This window comes from Kitasatospora sp. NPDC056783 (assembly GCF_042789895.1).
Taxonomy (GTDB): Bacteria; Actinomycetota; Actinomycetes; order Streptomycetales; family Streptomycetaceae; genus Kitasatospora.
This window is the reverse complement of the sequence record NZ_JBHUAF010000176.1, coordinates 1-16453: the sequence shown is the minus strand read 5'-3', so window position 1 is coordinate 16453 and position 16453 is coordinate 1. Positions and strand designations below refer to the sequence as shown.

Below are 16453 nucleotides of genomic sequence, written 5' to 3'. Positions count from 1 at the left end.
CCTTCCGGGGGCGCCGTCGTCCGGTCGCAGGGGTCGTGCCGCAGGGGAGACCGGTTCGCCGCAGGGGCCCGTCCGCCGCGGCGGTCCGACTACTGCGGCAGCCGGTAGACGCCCTGCTCGACCGGCTCGACCAGGCCGTCCGCGACCAGGCCGTCCAGGGCCCGGGCCCGCTGCACCGCGTCCGGCCAGACGGCGTCCAGCCGGGCCTGCGGCACCGCCTCGTGCGCCTCGCGCAGCACCGCGAGCAGCTTGCCGCGCACCTGCCGGTCCGTCCCCTCGTAGGACTGGCCGCGCCGGGCCGGGCCCTCGTACGGCGGGCGGCCGGCCCGCTGCCAGGCGCAGCCGGTGAACAGCGGGCACTCCCCGCACTCCGGGCCGCGCGCGGTACACACCAGCGCGCCCAGCTCCATCACGCCGACCGCCCAGGTGGCGGCCGTCCCGGCGTCGTCCGGCAGCAGGGCGGTGGCGGTGCGGCGCTCGGCGGCGGTGGTGGCCTGGGCCGGGTACTCGACGCCGGTCACCGCGCGGGCGAAGACCCGGCGGACGTTGGTGTCCAGCACCACGTGCCGCTGACGGAAGGCGAAGGAGGCGACGGCGGCGGCGGTGTACTCCCCCACCCCGGGCAGCGAGAGCAGGGTGGCGTGGTCGTCCGGGACCTCGCCGCCGTGCTCCTCGGTGATCGCCACCGCGGCCGCGTGCAAGCGCAGCGCCCGGCGCGGGTAGCCCAGTCGGCCCCACATCCGGACCGCCTCACCGGGCGCCTCGGCGGCGAGGTCGGCCGGGGTCGGCCAGCGGGTGAGCCAGGCCTCCCAGGCGGGCAGCACGCGCTTGACCGGGGTCTGCTGGAGCATGAACTCGCTCACCATGACCGCCCAGGGGGTCACGTCGGGGGCCCGCCAGGGCAGGTCCCGCTTGCTGGCCTCGTACCAGTCCAGGACGGTCGAGTGGAACAGCGGCAGGGGCATCGGCAGCCGGGCGGCGTCGGTGGCGGAGGCGGTGATGGCAGTCATGGCCCTTCGATCCTGCCATGCCCACCCGCCCCGACCGAAGCGGAGCGGGCCACTTCGGATCTTCCGGGGCTTTCCGAAAATCGTCCGGTTGGGGCTCGCCCGAACGGATCAAATGGCGGATCATGTGAAGGAAGGGGCGACTGTGCGGTGTTGGTGAGTCAATCGCCACACACAGTCTCGTAGAGTTTGGTCGTGCCTTCTCTGCGTCAACCCGTCGGACCACTGCCGGCCTCGATCTACTGGCGTCGGCGCGTCGTCGTGCTCGTCGCCGTCGCGGCGGTCGTCGCGCTGATCGCCTGGCTGATGATCGATCAGGGCGGAGGCGGTGACGGCGGCTCACAGGGCAAGGCCGCACAGGCCGTTCCGTCCGCGTCCCAGCCACCGGCCCCGAACCAGCCACCGGCCCAGGCCATCACCCCCGGTGCCTCCCCGAGCGGCCCCGCGGCGCCCCCTGGCGGCGGCACCGGGGGCGGCCCGGTGGCGGGCGGCGGCGGCACCGAGGTCAACCTCAGCGGCGGCACCGGCGGCGCCAACCCGGCCTCCGGAGGCGGCGCCGCCCCGGCGGGCGGCGGTGGCGGCGGTACGGGCGGCTCGGGCGGCGGCGCCCCGGCGGTGAACACCCCCGAGATCATGGCGCTGCCGGTCTGCGTCTCCTCGCAGGTCGCACTGGAGCTGGCCGGCACCCAGAACTCGTACCAGCCCAAGGACAAGCCGCGACTGGCCCTGACGGTCAAGAACTCCGCCGGCACCAACTGCCGGGTGGACCTGGGCCGCACCGCCTCCGTGATCACGGTGAGCGGCAGCAGCAACGACCGGGTCTGGTCCTCGGGCGACTGCCCGGCCGACAAGGGCAACATCTGGGTGCAGCTCGGGGCGAACGGCAGTCAGACCGAGACCTTCACCTGGGACCGCAGCCGCAGCAAGCCGCAGTGCGCGACCGCCGACCAGGCGCCGCCGCCCAGCGGCACGTACGTGGTGCTCGCGGAGCTCACTGGGCTCTCCGGGGACAAGGTCTCGGCGCGGGCCTCGATCCGGCTGGACGGCTGAGAACCGGTCGACGGCTGAGAACCGGTCGACTTCCCACGGAGCCCCCGGCCGCGCGGCCGGGGGCTCCGGCGTGTGCGGGGCTCCGGCGTGTTGTGTGCGGGGGCTCAGGCACGGGCGCTCGTGCGTGTTCGGGTGTGCGACGGCCCCCGGGAGAAGCGTTTCTCCTGGGGGCCATCGGTGAGTTCGTGCGTCCGATCGGCCGTACGGCCGGTCAGACGTAGCGCTCCAGGATGGAGGATTCGGCCAGGCGGGACAGCCCCTCGCGGACCGAGCGGGCACGGGTCTCACCGACGCCCTCGACGGTCTGGAGGTCGTCGATGCTCGCGGCGAGCAGCTTCTGGAGGCCGCCGAAGTGCTCGACCAGGCGCTCTATGACCGTGTTGGGCAGGCGCGGGATCTTCGCCAGCAGGCGGTAGCCGCGCGGCGAGACCGCGGAGTCCAGCGACTCCGGCGAGCCGGAGTAGCCGAGCGCCTTGGCGACGGTCTGGAGGTCCAGCAGCTCGGCGTGGGTGAGCGCCTCCAGGTCGGCCAGCACCTCGGTGACCGTCCGGCCCTTCTTGGCGGCCCGCTCCGGGAAGTAGTCCCGGGCGACCAGCTCGCGCTCCGGCTCCACGCCCGCGATCAGCTCGTCCAGCTGGAGCGAGAGCAGCCGGCCGTCGATGCCGAGCTCCAGCACGTAGCCGGCGATCTCGGTGGCGATCAGCCGGACCATCTCCAGGCGCTGGGCCACGGCGGTGACGTCCCGGACCGTCACCAGGTCCTCGATCTCCAGCGCGGAGAGCGTGCCGGCCACCTCGTCCAGGCGCAGCTTGTAGCGCTCCAGGGTGGCCAGCGCCTGGTTGGCACGGGACAGGACGGTGGTGGAGTCCTCCAGCACCCGGCGGGTGCCGTTGACGTACATCGCGATCAGCCGCATCGAGTGCGAGACCGCGACCACCGGGTAGCCGGTCTGCCGGTTGACCCGCTCGGCGGTGCGGTGGCGGGTGCCGGTCTCGTCGGTGGGGATGGTCGAGTCCGGCATCAGGTGCACGCCGGCCCGGACGATCTTGGTGATGTCCTTGTCGAGCACCACCGCGCCGTCGAGCTTGCACAGCTCCCGCAGCCGGGTGGCGCTGAACTCGACGTCCAGGACGAAGCCGCCGGTGCACAGGGACTCGACGGTCCTGTCGAAGCCCAGCACGATCAGACCGCCGGTGTTGGCCCGCAGGACCCGCTCCAGGCCGTCACGAAGCGCGGTACCGGGCGCGATGGCGGTGAGGGAGGCCCGCAGCAGGGCCTCCTCGCGGGAGGCCTTGTCCGCCCCCCGGTCGCTGGCTGCCACGTGACTCCTCCGGTCGACCCGTGCCGCGCGCCTCGCGCCGTGCGCCGCTCCGCGGTCTGTTGCTCTGTCGCTCAGTACCGCTCGGTACTGCCTTCTGGCCAATGAGACTGGGGAAAGTCTAACTGTGTGTGGCTTCGGCAGGGCTTGGGTCAGCGCAGTTCGTCGGAGTCGAGCGGCTCCCAGCCGTCCATCAGCTCCTCCGGGTACGCCACCGGGTGGTTCGCGCCCCGGGCGGAGCGGGGGGCGGGCGGCGCCGACGGTGCCTCACCGCGGGACCCGGTACGGGACTCCGCGCCGGGCTCGGTGCGCGGCTTGGCGGCGGAGCGGCGACGGCCCGGGATGGCCCGCAGCGCCTCGCCGATGTCGGCCACCTCGACCACCTTCATGCCCGGCGGCACCTTGCCCGGGTCCGGCGGGACCAAGGCGTGGGTGAAACCCAGCCGGTGCGCCTCGGCGAGCCGCCGCTGCACACCCGTCACCCGCCGCACCTCGCCCGCCAGGCCGACCTCACCGATCGCCACCAGGTTGCTGGGCAGCGGGGTGTCGGTGGAGGAACTGGCCACCGCGAGCGCGACCGCGAGGTCGGCGGAGGGCTCCGTCAGCTTCACCCCGCCGACCGTCGCGGTGTAGATGTCCTGCTTGCCGAGCTTCACCCCGCCGTGCCGCTCGACCACCGCCAGGATCATCGCGATCCGGGGGGACTCCAGGCCCGAGGTGGTGCGGCGCGGGGACGGGATCTGCGAATCCACCATCAGCGCCTGCACCTCGGCCACCAGCGGGCGCTTGCCCTCCAGGGTGACGGTGAGGCAGGTGCCGGGGACGGGCTTGTCACGCCTGGTCAGGAAGAGTCCGGACGGGTCGGCCAGGCCGACGATGCCCTCGTCGTGGAGCTCGAAGCAGCCCACCTCGTCGGTGGCGCCGTAGCGGTTCTTGACCCCTCGGATCAGGCGCAGCCGGGCGTGCCGGTCCCCCTCGAAGCTGAGCACCACGTCCACCAGGTGCTCCAGCAGGCGCGGGCCGGCGATCTGGCCGTCCTTGGTCACGTGGCCGACCAGCAGGGTGGCCATGCCGCGCTCCTTGGACGCCCGGATCAGCGCGCCCGCCACCTCCCGGACCTGGGCCGGGCCGCCGGGGGCACCGTCCAGCTCGGCGGAGGCGATGGTCTGCACCGAGTCCAGGATCAGCAGGCCGGGGTTGACCGCCTCGATGTGCCCGAGCACGGCGCCGAGGTCCTGCTCGGCGGCGAGGTAGAGGTGCTCGGAGAGGGCGTTGATCCGGTCGGCGCGCAGCCGGACCTGGCCGGCCGACTCCTCGCCCGTCACGTAGAGCGTGCGGTGCTGCGCGGTGGCCGCCTTGGCCGCGACGTCCAGCAGCAGGGTGGACTTGCCGACGCCGGGCTCGCCCGCCAGCAGCACCACCGCGCCGGGCACCAGGCCGCCGCCGAGCACCCGGTCCAGCTCCGGGACGCCCGTGGAACGGGCCGTCGCGACCTGGCCGTCCACCTGGGCGATCGGGCGGGCGGGAGCGCTGACCGGGCCGGCGGCCGTCGTCCGGATCGGGACCGCGCCGTACTCCTCGACCGTGCCCCAGGCGTTGCACTCCGGGCAGCGGCCGACCCACTTGGGCAGCTGGTTGCCGCACTCGGTGCAGCGGTACGCCGGGCGCGGCTTGGCGGTGGTCTTGGAACGCGGAGGCATGCGGCCCACCGTAGCGCCTGGGTGTGACAGCGGCGGTCCGCCGACGGGCCCGCCGCGCGTCCACACAGATGGGCGATGTTGTTACCCGAAAGAAGTACATACGCGGGGAATGGGCGGGGTCAGCCGTCCGCGGTCTCTACCGTCGGACGGGTGACAACGCGAACTGTGGGCCTGACCGGGAGGTCCGGGTCGGTCGGGGCGACTGGGGCCTCCAGGGCTGCCGGAGCTGCCGGAGCGCGGACCGGTGCCGTGCTCGCGGCGTACGAGCGGCACGTGGACGGGCTGTTCACCTACTGCCTCTCGGTCCTGTGCGAACACGACGCGGCCGCCGACGCCCTGCGCGAGGTCCGCGAGCTGGCGCGGCGGCACGGCCACCGGCCGGCCGAACCGGGGCTGCTGCGGGCCTGGCTGTTCTCGCTGGCCCGGTACTGCTGCCTGCGGCGGCTCGCGGGCGGCAGCGGGGAGGACGGGCCGGGGGCCGAGGTCGGGGCCGGGGCCGGGCGGGCGTCCGGGGCGGAGGCCGTACGGGCGTCCGGGGCGGAAGCGGGCGAGACCGAGGCGGCCCGGCGGCGGCGCGAGCTGTCCTCGCTCGCCTGGCCGGAGGCGGCCGGTACCGACCCGGAGCAGCGCGAGGCGCTGGAGCTGTCCGTCCGGCACCGGCTGACCCCGCTGGAGGTGGCGGCGGTGCTGGGCCTGCCCTTCGAGCGGACCCGTGAGCTGCTGGCCGGGGCCGAGGCCGAGGTCGCCCGGACCAGGGCGGCGCTGCTGGTGCTCGGCGTCGGCAGCTGTCCGGAGCTGGACCGGCTCGGCGGGGCCGGGGCTGACTCCTGGCGGGACTGGGTGCTCGGTCCCGCGCTGCGGCGGGAGCTGGTGCAGCACGTGGTGGACTGTCCGACCTGTCGGGAGACGGCGGAGCGGGTGGCCGCGAGCGAGGCGGCGGAGGGCGCGAAGGACGCGGCGGGCCTGTCGGGCCTGTCCGGGCTGTCGGGGCTGTCAGGGCTGTCGCTGCTACGGGCTCCGGGGGTGGCTGCTCCGGCCGTGGCTGCTCCGTCGGCGGAACCGGGGCTGCGGTTCGACCAGGATGGTTTCCCCCGGCACCGGGCGCCGGACACGGGGCGCGGGCTGGCGGTTCGCCGACGGGTGGTGACCACCGGAGTGCTCGCGGCGGTCCTGGCGGCGCCGGTGATCGCGCTCTGGGCCGGGCACCGGGGCGACGGCGGGGCGGGGTCGACGGCCGCGGTGTCGGCGGTACGGGTGGACGGAGCCGGACGGTCGGCCGGGCAGCGGCCCGTGGTGGGCGGTCCGGCGGGGCCGGGGGCTTCCGGCATGCCGGGGATGGAGCTGGCGGGCGGTGCCGGCGGAGGTGGTGTCGGCGAGGGAGGTGTCGGCGAGGGCGGTGCAGAAACGTTGCTTCCCGGCCTCCCCCGGCTGGCCGTTCAGGGCGCGGTGATCCCGGTCCCGGCCCACGGCGCGACCCCGCTCACCAGTCCGAACCTGGTCGCCGCACCCGCCCCGGCCCCGGAGGCAGACCACACCTCCACGCCGGGCACCGGCGAACCCGCCCCGGCCGGACTGCTCACCGTCGAAGCCGCCGAGTACGGCAGCCGGACCATCCTCACCCTCACCGACTCCGGCACGGCGGAGATCCGTTGGCACGCGGTGCCGGACGCCGGCTGGCTCCGGCTCAGCCGCGACTCCGGCACCCTGGCGCCCGGCCAGCGGATCACCGTGATCGTCACCGTGGACGAGGACCAGGCGCCGGCGGCCCACTGGACCGCCCGGATCGCGCTGCCGCCCTCACAGGCGGTGGTCACCCTGGAGGGCGGACCGCACAACCGCGGCGGCTCCGCCTCCTCCCCGGCCACCCCCGCGCCGTCCGTAGAACCGACGACCCCCACCACCCCCACCACCACGGCGCCTCCGTCCCCGTCCCCCACCGCCTCGGACACCCCCACGGCAACACCCAGCCCGGCCGCCTCGACACACCCGACGAGCACACCGGCCACACCCCCGCCGGATCACTGACCCGGCACCTGGCACGCCTGCATGAGAAGTCGGACCCGCCGACTTTCCGCGCACAGGGGTCGCTGGACGCCTCTCCCCCCAGGGGCCGGGCCGAGCCGAGGGCGAGTGGGGCGGGTGGGCGCACCGCTGGGTCTCCCGCACGAAACCCAGCAGCGGGCGCACCGGAAGTCGGCAGAGTCGACTTCTCGTGCAGGGCGGGCGGAGGGTCGTCAACGGGCGCAGCCCTTGGGGTGCCGGTGCGCAGGGGACGGTCAGGTGCGGTGGATCGGGGGGACTTGGTAGGTCCCGTCGAGGACCGGGGGTTCGGGTTGGTAGATACGGAGGATGGGGCGGAACTCGCCGGGCGGGGCGGGGAGCCAGTTGGCGGCGGCGACCGGGTCCTCGGGCTGGTCGTGCTGGAGGGTCACGGTGAGGGAGCCGTCGTCGCCGTGGACCAGACCGGGGGTGCGGTCGCCGATCGAGTAGCGGTCGATCGGGTTCTCCACCAGGCAGTAGTCCGGGACGGAGTACATCGTGACGGACCAGAACGCCTCGGCCGGCGGCGGCTGGTCGAAGCGCAGCGTGTAGCTGTTGGCGCCGGTGAGGGGCCGTCCGTCCGAGTCGTCGTAGGTCATCGCGTACGAGGCCTCGTAGGCGTGGTTGCCCCAGAGGCCGGCGCGGGCGGCGGCGGCCCGGCTGAGGTAGGCGGCGCGGCGGTCGGGGATGCGCCACTCGGGATCGTCCAGGGTGCCGGGGCCCAGGTGGTCGGTGTTGTAGTCGAAGAGGTGGAGCGTGCTGCGCCACTCGCCGAGCGGGTGGTCCTCGGGCGGGCGGGTGGCGGCCTCGACCCGTTCACGGCCGGCGACCAGCCCCTTGGCCAGCGCCAGCGTCCACTCGGGGGCAGCCGCCCGGTAGGGCGAGGCCCCGTCGTCCAGCAGGCCGAGCGGGGCGAAGCGGCGCTGGTACTCGATGTCGGTGGTGGCGGGCGGGAAGGCCTGCATCCAGACCCGCAGGCGTTCGAAGAAGGCCAGCCGCTCGGGTACGTCGATGTCCGGCTCGGGCAGTCCGGCGACCAGGCCGCCGGGCTCCAGCGGCTCCAGCTCCAGGGCGGCCTGGAGGGCCCGCACCCGGGCCAGGTCGTCCGGACCGAGGCAGGCGAAACGGCCGACGAGGGTGCCGACGGTGGTCGGCAGCTCGATCACCCGGGCCGGGTCCGACGGGGTGCCGTGCCAGCCGGGTGGGACGATCAGCCAGGTCTGCGCCTCGGTGCCGCTGGCACGGCGGCCGAGATAGGCGATGTTGTCCGTCCAGGCGTCGATGACCTGGAGCACGTAGTAGGCGCCCGCGGTGTCGGGGACGCGCAGCACCTGCGGGCCCTCCGAGAGGTCGAGCTGGGCCATCGAGTAGATCGTGTCGTTGTTGACGGAGACGAAGTCGTCGGCCGGGCCGGCCAGCCGGGTGGCGTGGCCGAGGTGGTTGAACGGTGCCGCCGGCAGGGTGCCCAGGCCGCCCTTGGTGAAGCGCTCGACCATGGTGAGGCCCGCGACCAGCGGGTAGCCGTAGACGTACGCGTCGGCGGCCAGGGCCTCCAGCTCGGACTGGTTCATCACGGGTCCTTCGTACGGTGCGGTCGAGGCGCGGTCGAGGCGCGGTTCGGGCGTGCGGCGGTCAACGCGGTTCGAGCGGCGGAGACGGCGGAGACGGTGGAAGCGGCGGGAGCGGCGGGGGTGGGCGGCCCGGGCCGAGGGCGGAAGACGCCGAAGCCGCCGACGTACCCCGGGTCCGCGTCGTCCAGGGCCTGGGCGTAGAGGGCACGGTAGTTCCGCGGCATCGGGTAGCCGCGGATCCAGGCCTCGGCGGCGGTCGCGCGGACGGTGGCCGGATCCACGAGTGCCGGGTTGACCATGCTCTCGCTCTCCCACCGCGGGTCCGCTTGATTCGGTACGAATCATTACCAATCGATATGAATGGGATGCTATGCGGGGCCGAGTGGGGCGGCATGTCGGATCAGCGGCGCCCTGGCCCCCTTCTCCGCTCGGGTTCCGCCCTCTGCTCAGCGCTAATCCGGGCATGCCGGTGGGACGGCCGAGGCAGGGTCATCGGTATGAAGATCCTCCTGCTTGGCGGCTCATCCTTCCTCGGCCGGGCCTACGCCGCCGAGGCGCTCGCCCGGGGCCACCGGGTGACCACCTTCAACCGCGGCCGCAGCGCCGCCGACCTGCCCGGGGTCGAGGCCGTCCGGGGCGAGCGCGACAGCGGCGACGACCTCGCCCGGCTGGCCGAGGGCCGCCGCTGGGACGCCGTCGTCGACACCTCCGCCCAGCAGCCCGCCCAGGCCGCGCTCAGTGCCCGGCTGCTGCGCGGACGCGCCGACCACTACACCCTCGTCTCCTCCGTGCACGCCTTCGCCGACTGGCCCGCCCGGGTGATCGACGAGGACTCCGCACCGCACCCGTGCCCCGCCGGCACTCCACCCGGCCGGCCGCCCGGCAACACCCTCAAGGCCGGTTGCGAACGCGCCGTGCTCGCCGGGTTCGGCGCCGAACGCACGCTGGTGCTCAACAGCGGCCTGCTCGTCGGGCCGCACGAGAACGGCGGCCGGCTGCCCTGGTGGCTGGAGCGGATGGCGCGGGGCGGGCGGGTGCTCGCCCCGGGGAATCCGCGGCGGACCATGCAGGTGATCGACGTCCGGGACTTCGCCGCCTTCGGGCTCGACCTGCTGACGGCCGGGACGGCAGGGCGCTTCGTCACCACGGCGCCGCCCGGCCGGCTCCGCTTCGGCGAGTGGCTGGAGACCTGCCGGACCGTCGCGGGCGCTGCGGACACCGAGCTGGTCTGGGTCGGGGACGGGCCGCTGCTCGCCGAGGGACCCGACCGGGTCGACCCGTGGAGCGAACTCCCCCTCTGGGCACCGGACCTGCCCGAGCTGGCGGGCGTCTGGCTGGCCGACACCACCCGCGCGCAGGCGGCCGGCCTGCGCTGCCGGCCGTTCACCGAGACGGCGCGGGACACCTGGGAGTGGCTGCGGACGCGCGGGCCCGCCGAGGACACCGACGCGGCCGGACGCAAGGGGCGGCCGGACGCTCCGGTGCGGCAGGGCATCGAACCGGCCAAGGAGCAGCGGCTGTTGGCGGCCTTCGGCTGAGGGCCGGCCTGGTCGGGCGGCCGGGGTGAGCGGCCTGATCGGGTGGCCGGGGTGGGAGGTCGGGTCGGGCGGCCGGGGTGGGAGGTCGGGCGAGCCGACGTCCCACCCCGGCGAACACCCGTGAGGGCGCACCCGAGAGCGCGCCGAGGCCACGCCCTGGCGACCGGTCCGCTCAGTGCGTGCGGCGGGTCACCAGTTCGGCGAGCGCCAGCAGTTCGTCCGCCGCCGCCGGCTCCGGCACCGCGGCGGCCAGCTGCGCCATCGCGGCGGCCATCCGCTCACAGGACTCGCCCTGCGCCCAGCCGCGCCCGCCGGCCGCCTCGACCGCCTCCGCGCACTGCGCCAACTCCTCGGGACCGAGCGGCCGTTCGATGGCGTACAGCTCGGCGAGCCGCTTGCCCGCGACGGTGCCGGAGCCCAGAGCCGCGACCACCGGCAGCGACTTCTTCCGGGCGGCGAGGTCCGCTCCGACCGGCTTGCCGGTCACCGCTGGGTCCCCCCAGATGCCGATCAGGTCGTCGATCAGCTGGAACGCCAGGCCGATCTCCCGGCCGAAGCCGTCCAGCGCCCGCGCGGCCTCCTCGGAGGCGCCCCCGTACAGGGCGCCCATCGCGCAGGCGGCACCGAGCAGGGCACCGGTCTTGGCCTCCGCCATCGCCAGGCACTCGGCCAGCGAGACGTCGTCGCGCTGCTCGAAGGCGCAGTCGATCTGCTGCCCCTCGCAGAGTTCGACCACGCAGTCGGTGAGCCGGCGGATCGATCCCTGGGCGGCCTCGTGAGGGTCCTCGGCGAGCAGGCGCAGCGCCAGGGAGTGCATGGCGTCCCCGGCCAGAATGGCCTCGGTGGTGCCGAACACCCGCCAGGCGGTGGGCCGGTGGCGCCGGGTGTCGTCCCGGTCGATGACGTCGTCGTGGAGCAGGGTGAAGTTGTGCACCAGCTCCACCGCGGCGGCCGCGGCGACGGCCTGGTCGGGCTTGCCGCCCAGGGCCTGGGTGGCGGCGAGGACCATGGCCGGCCGGATCGCCTTGCCGGCGGAGGCCTCGACGGGGGTGCCGTCCGCCTCCCACCACCCGAAGTGGTAGCCGGCCACCTTGCGCATGGTGCCGGGCAGCGAGTCGACGGCGGCCCGCAGCACCGGGTCGACCAGCGCGCGGGTCCGGGCGAGGATGTCCGTCGCCTCGTGCCCCTCTTTGTGGTCCCGCTCCAGCGTGGGACTGGTCATGGGTGTTTCCCCCTGTCGGCGCCTGTCGTGGGACGGCCCGCCGTCGGCGGGCCGGGGTTGCCCTGCGGTGTCGGGCACGGTCGGGTACGTCGCGTACGGCCGCGCACGGCACGCACGGCACGGATGTCGCGCACGGCACGTACGGCCGCGGCGAGTCGGACGGCTGCGGCGAGTCGGACGGCCGCACACGCCGGAGCGGGCCGTCCGGCCGGGGCACGGTGGGCACCCCCGGTCGGACGGCACGGCCGCGCGACCGACTCGCCGCGAGCCGTCAGTACTGCGCGATGTCCACGTTCTCCAGGACGCCGACCGCGTCCGGAACCAGGATCGCCGCGGAGTAGTAGGCGCTCACCAGGTACGAAATGATGGCCTTCTCGTCGATTCCCATGAACCGCACCGAAAGGCCCGGCTGGTATTCGTCCGGAATTCCGGTCTGGTTCAGGCCGATGACGCCCTGGTTGTCCTCGCCGATTCGCATCGCGATGATCGAGCTGGTGCTCCCGACGATCGGGATCTTGTTGCACGGGAAGACCGGGACACCGCGCCAGGACAGGATCTGCCTGCCCTCGACCTCGACCGTGCCCGGGTTGAGGCCGCGCTTGTTGAGCTCCCGGCCGAAGGCGGCGATGGCCCTGGGGTGCGCCAGGAACATCCGGGTGCCGCGGCGGCGGCTGAGCAGTTCGTCCATGTCGTCCGGGGTGGGCGGGCCGGAGTGGGTCTGGAACCGCTGGTCGTACGCGGCGTTCTCCAGCAGGCCGAACTCGGGGTTGTTGACGAGCTCGTGCTCCTGGCGCTCGCGCAGGGCCTCGATGGTCAGCCGGAGCTGGTGCTCGGTCTGGTTCATCGGCTCGTTGTAGAGGTCGGCGACGCGGGTGTGCACCTTGAGGATGGTCTGCGCGACGCTCAGCTCGTACTCGCGCGGCTTGAGCTCGTAGTCCACGAAGGCGCCGGGCAGCTCGTACTCGCCGTGGCGGCCTGAGGAGAGGTCGATCGCGGCCTCGCCGTGCTTGTTCTGCGCCTGCTGGAAGCCGTTGAGGTACTCGATGATCTGGAGCTGCAGGGCCTCGGAGCGGTCGTGCAGTTCCTGGAAGGCGGGCCAGGAGAGCGACATGACGGTGCCGGAGGTCGCGGCGCGGACGGTGTACGGCCAGTCGCCGCCGTTCTGCCGGACCGCCTCGTCGCCGAGGTGGTCGCCGTCGGCGAGGGTGCCGACCACCGTCTCCTCGCCGTACTTGCCGGTGCCCAGCCGGTCGAGCTTGCCGTGCGCGATCAGGAACACCTCGGTGATCGGCGCCCCGGCCCGGACCAGGACGTCGCCCGGGTTGAACTCCCGCTGCACGAAGCGCCCGGCCAGCTCCTCCAGCACGGCCTCGTCCTGGAAGCCGCGCAGCACCGGCACCTCGGCCAGCGTCGGCGCGACGATCCGCACCTCGGCGCCGGTCTTGACGAAGCCCACCCGGCCCCGGCCGACCGAGTGGCGCAGGCGGCGGTTCACCCGGTAGGTGCCGCCGGAGACCTGCACCCAGGGCAGCCTCCTGAGCAGCCAGCGCGGGCTGATGCCCTGCATCTGCGGCGCGGACTTGGTGGTCGTCGCGAGGTTCCGCGCGCCGGCCGTGCTCAGACTCTGCTGCTGCCGGATCTCCGAACGCGCACCTGGCGCAGGAATACCGGCATTGGTTTCGGTCGACATGAGGGGAGCCCTTCGCATACCCGATGAAGTGTCGCCTTGCACATGCGTGTTGCAGCTTCATAGTGGGCCCATTCGAGGGCGGTCCGCAATCACTCGTTCGAGTGGTTCGGAATGGCCAAACAAATAGTACGAATAGATCACCAGATCGATATCTGTTCGACTATTTATTCGAACACACCGGAGCGCCGAACCCCATCCTCCCCCATGGGCACCCGACCCGCGCCGCCCATCGACACGATCCGCACCTCGCGCCCCGCCGCCCGACCCGTTCGAACAGGTCGCTAGGGTTCCCTGACCCTTCGTCAACTCTCTTACCGGGAGGGCTTCATGAGCGCACCCGTACGCGTCTGGCTGAACCGCACCTACGCCGAGAACGTCTTCTTCATCGAACAGCTGCGCGCCGCGCCGCGCCCGGTGGTCGTCCACGCGACCCACGGCGACCCGGACTCCCCCGTGCTCGCCGCCGCCGACCACGGCACCCCGGAGCCGGTCGACCTGCCCGCGGCCGACTACGTCCGCTACGCGCTGGACTACTGCGCCCGGCACGCCGTCGACGTCTTCGTCCCGCAGCTGCACCAACTCGCCATCGCCCTCGCCCGGCCGGAGTTCGAGGCGACCGGCACCGCGCTGCTCTGCCCGCCGGCCACCGCGATAGCGGCCTTCACCAGCAAGGCCGACGGCTACGCGGCGATCGCCGGGGCCGGACTGCCCACCCCGCCCTGGTGGCGGGTGCGCACCCCCGGCGAACTGTGGGACGCGGTCGAGCGGATCGAGGGCGCCGGCCACACCGCCTGCCTCAAGCCCACCTCCGGCGCCGGCGGCGCGGGCTTCCGGGTGCTCACCCGGGAGCCGTACGGCGCAAGGCGGTTGGCGGGCTGGGACCACCGGGTGCAGGTCGAGCAGGTGGCCGCCGCGCTGGCCGGGGACGGACCGAACGGCCCGGACGGCCCGGACGGCCCGGACGGCCCGGACGGCCCGGACGGCGAGCCGGTGGACCTCCTGGTGATGCCGTACCTGGACGGGCCGGAGGTCTCGGTGGACTGCCTGGCCGACCGGGACGGCGATCCGCTCACCGTGGTCGGGCGCACGAAACAGGGCCGCCGCCGGGGTTTCACCACCGAGGAGTGCTACCTGGAGCCGGTCCGACGGCTGGTCCGGGCGACCGGGATGGCGTACCTGTCCAATGTGCAGTTCCGCCGGTTCGAGGACCGGCCGGTGGTCATCGACGTCAACACCCGACCTGCCGCCGGGCTCCACCAACTGCGGCTGTGCGGCCTCAACCTGCCGTGGGACGCCGTGCGGCTGGCGCTCGGGGAGCGGCCGGAGGGGGCGGACGGCGCGGGCGCGGGGCCGGACGTGCGCGGCATCGAGTACACGCTGGTGCCCGGCATCCAGCCGGTGCGGCCGCGCCGGGCACCCGGGCGGGTGTCACTGGTCCGGGCCCGGGCGTAACGGCCGGCAGGCGACGGGGCGACGGGGCGACGGGGCGACGGGCGCCGACTCCGCTGCTACAGCGGGCCGTTCCAGTCGAGGGTCGGCTCCAGCACACCCTCCAGCGTGAGCAGCCAGCGCTTCACCTCGATCCCGACCTGGCCACCGCCGAAACCGCCGATCCCGTCCGCCGCCACCACCCGGTGGCACGGCACCAGCAGCGGGACCGGGTTGGCGGCCATCATCTGCCCGACCGTGCGAGCGGCCAGGCCCGGTTCCGTGACGTCCTCGAACACCCCGCTGCGGGCGGCCAGTTCGCCGTAGGTGACGGTCCGGCCGTACGGCACCTCGCTCCAGAGCGTCCGCAGTACGGCGCGGTGCGGTCCCGAGCTGAGACTCCAGTCGATCGGCAGGCCCAACTCGCGGGTACGGCCCGCCAGATAGGCACCGATCCGCTCGGTGACGGCGGTGACCTTCGCCTCGTCGGTGCACGGCGGCAGCTCGCCGTCGCACCCGCGGTAGCCGGCCGCCGCCACACCGAGAGGGGTCACCGCGATCCGCATCGGCCCGCTGGGCAGCGGCGTGGGCACGGTCAGCCAGGACATCGACCAGGACTGCGACACGATCGGGCCCCCACCCTCCGCCGGACCGGCCGCCGGCCACCCCGGCGCCCGGGAGGCGTCCCCGCCCCGCGCGCCATCGTACGGCGGGCGGTCGGCGGAGAACGGCGGGCGGCCGGCACCGCGAACACGGCCCGCGGAGAACGGCCGGCGGCCGGCACCGCGAACACGGGCGGCTCCGGTCAGAGCTGCCCCTTCAGCCCGCGGGCGAGCGAAGCACACCAGTGCACCAGTTCGGCGCGGTCCGGGCCGCGCCCCTCGCACAGCACGGCGAGCTGCGCGTCGCTGATCCGGTCCGGCCCCGGGATCTCCAGCAGGTACGCCAGATCCGCGAGTACGGTGGCGAGCCGCTCGGCGTCCATGTGGTCCACGGTCGCCGCGGACTCGTGATGGCTGATGGTGAGCGAACCGGGCATGATCGACCTCCTCCGTCACCCCCGTCCTCCCACCGTACGACCGGGTCGGCCACCCCGCCCGCCGCGGAGGCACACACGCGCGGGAGGGGCAGCCGGTCGAGCTCCGGGGCCGGCCGGGCGCGGTGCGCGGCGGGCCGGGGGTGCGCCCCGAAGCCGTCCAGGGGTACGTCAGCTGTCCGGGCCCTCCTCCCAGCGGCGGTTCCGTACCGCCGGTGTCGCCAACACTAAGGCCCCGGCAGCAAGTTGCCGGACAGGCCCGAACCGCGGCACGGTCCCCGCCCCCAACCGGCCGGCCGGCGGACCGCCCACCGTCGGCGTCGTTACGCAGTCGATGGGCGGCCGTGACACGACCGGCCGAGGACCGCGACACGGCCCTCCTACCGTCATCGACGACGCCCCGGCCGAACGGGCCGGAGGGCGTCCACGACGAGGACGTACGCGTCCGGCGCCGACGACGGACGTCCCGTGACACCCGTACGCCCGGCCCCGCGCACCGCGCACCGCGCACCGCGCACCGGGCCGGCGTCCACCACGTACCGACCGAAGCAGATGGAGAGACACCCCATGAGCAGGAGCCGTACCCACCGCTCGCCCGCCCGCCGCGTCCTGACGGCCTGCGCCCTGACCGGCGTCGCGCTGCTGGCCACCGTCACCGGCGGGCAGGCCTGGGCCGACGGCGCGGCGAAGCCGACCCCGAGCGTCGCCGCCCCGGCCGCCCCGGCCGCCGAGGCCCCCCGGCCGGCCGCCCCGGCCCCCGCCGCCTCCCCGGCCGTCAACCCGCGGGGCGCCGCCACGCCGGCGCCGGTCGCCCCCGGTGGCGCCCAGCCGCAGGTCCGCGAGGTGCCCAAGC

General features: G+C 74.5%; 13 protein-coding genes and 1 pseudogene. 5 read left to right on the top strand and 9 right to left on the bottom strand.

The window, feature by feature from the left end:
* Window positions 1-89: 89 nt before the first annotated feature.
* Window positions 90-1010, bottom strand: a complete 921-nt coding sequence (locus ACFRMQ_RS23730) for an A/G-specific adenine glycosylase (RefSeq protein WP_380732580.1) — start codon at window positions 1008-1010, stop codon at window positions 90-92.
* Window positions 1011-1202: 192 nt separating this feature from the next.
* Here ACFRMQ_RS23730 and ACFRMQ_RS23725 point away from each other — a divergent pair, with 192 nt between their 5' ends.
* Complete coding sequence (locus ACFRMQ_RS23725; protein WP_380732579.1) at window positions 1203-2057, top strand: hypothetical protein; 855 nt, start codon at window positions 1203-1205, stop codon at window positions 2055-2057.
* Window positions 2058-2268: 211 nt separating this feature from the next.
* On the opposite strand, the gene disA is transcribed toward ACFRMQ_RS23725, so the two are convergent.
* Both disA and radA read right to left on the bottom strand, forming a co-directional pair.
* Entirely contained in the window at window positions 2269-3327 is a 1059-nt protein-coding gene (gene disA, locus ACFRMQ_RS23720; RefSeq protein ID WP_049659060.1) for a DNA integrity scanning diadenylate cyclase DisA, read from the bottom strand.
* A 200-nt stretch (window positions 3328-3527) separates the two neighbouring features.
* A complete protein-coding gene (gene radA, locus ACFRMQ_RS23715) occupies window positions 3528-5075 on the bottom strand; it encodes a DNA repair protein RadA (RefSeq protein ID WP_380732578.1) in 1548 nt (515 codons plus the stop codon).
* A gap of 249 nt (window positions 5076-5324) precedes the next feature.
* Here radA and ACFRMQ_RS23710 point away from each other — a divergent pair, with 249 nt between their 5' ends.
* On the top strand, window positions 5325-7100 hold the full coding sequence (locus ACFRMQ_RS23710) for a hypothetical protein (protein WP_380732577.1): 1776 nt from the start codon (window positions 5325-5327) through the stop codon (window positions 7098-7100).
* A 251-nt stretch (window positions 7101-7351) separates the two neighbouring features.
* Here the strand turns inward: ACFRMQ_RS23710 and ACFRMQ_RS23705 are convergent, their stop codons facing one another.
* Both ACFRMQ_RS23705 and ACFRMQ_RS23700 read right to left on the bottom strand, forming a co-directional pair.
* Entirely contained in the window at window positions 7352-8686 is a 1335-nt protein-coding gene (locus tag ACFRMQ_RS23705; RefSeq protein ID WP_380732576.1) for a DUF1254 domain-containing protein, read from the bottom strand.
* Window positions 8686-8985: a hypothetical protein gene (locus ACFRMQ_RS23700; RefSeq protein ID WP_380732575.1), complete on the bottom strand. Its 300-nt coding sequence runs from the start codon at window positions 8983-8985 to the stop codon at window positions 8686-8688. Before ACFRMQ_RS23700 ends, ACFRMQ_RS23705 begins: the two co-directional genes overlap by 1 nt.
* Before the next feature lie 198 nt (window positions 8986-9183).
* Between ACFRMQ_RS23700 and ACFRMQ_RS23695 the strand changes: the two genes are divergently transcribed.
* Window positions 9184-10224: an NAD-dependent epimerase/dehydratase family protein gene (locus ACFRMQ_RS23695; RefSeq protein ID WP_380732574.1), complete on the top strand. Its 1041-nt coding sequence runs from the start codon at window positions 9184-9186 to the stop codon at window positions 10222-10224.
* A gap of 172 nt (window positions 10225-10396) precedes the next feature.
* Here the strand turns inward: ACFRMQ_RS23695 and ACFRMQ_RS23690 are convergent, their stop codons facing one another.
* Window positions 10397-11446 (bottom strand): family 2 encapsulin nanocompartment cargo protein polyprenyl transferase, encoded by a 1050-nt coding sequence (locus ACFRMQ_RS23690; RefSeq protein ID WP_380732573.1) that lies wholly within the window; start codon window positions 11444-11446, stop codon window positions 10397-10399.
* 271 nt (window positions 11447-11717) lie between these two features.
* Window positions 11718-13136, bottom strand: a complete 1419-nt coding sequence (locus tag ACFRMQ_RS23685; protein WP_380732572.1) for a family 2B encapsulin nanocompartment shell protein — start codon at window positions 13134-13136, stop codon at window positions 11718-11720.
* A 327-nt stretch (window positions 13137-13463) separates the two neighbouring features.
* Here ACFRMQ_RS23685 and ACFRMQ_RS23680 point away from each other — a divergent pair, with 327 nt between their 5' ends.
* A complete protein-coding gene (locus ACFRMQ_RS23680; RefSeq protein WP_380732571.1) occupies window positions 13464-14588 on the top strand; it encodes an ATP-grasp domain-containing protein in 1125 nt (374 codons plus the stop codon).
* 56 nt (window positions 14589-14644) lie between these two features.
* On the opposite strand, the gene ACFRMQ_RS23675 is transcribed toward ACFRMQ_RS23680, so the two are convergent.
* The gene (locus ACFRMQ_RS23675; RefSeq protein WP_380732570.1) at window positions 14645-15190 is read right to left on the bottom strand and encodes a methylated-DNA--[protein]-cysteine S-methyltransferase; all 546 of its coding nucleotides are present in this window, start codon (window positions 15188-15190) and stop codon (window positions 14645-14647) included.
* 179 nt (window positions 15191-15369) lie between these two features.
* On the bottom strand, window positions 15370-15603 hold the full coding sequence (locus ACFRMQ_RS23670; protein WP_380698937.1) for a hypothetical protein: 234 nt from the start codon (window positions 15601-15603) through the stop codon (window positions 15370-15372).
* Window positions 15604-16167: 564 nt separating this feature from the next.
* Between ACFRMQ_RS23670 and ACFRMQ_RS23665 the strand changes: the two are divergent.
* Window positions 16168-16453: pseudogene (locus ACFRMQ_RS23665) on the top strand (hypothetical protein); the annotation flags it as partial.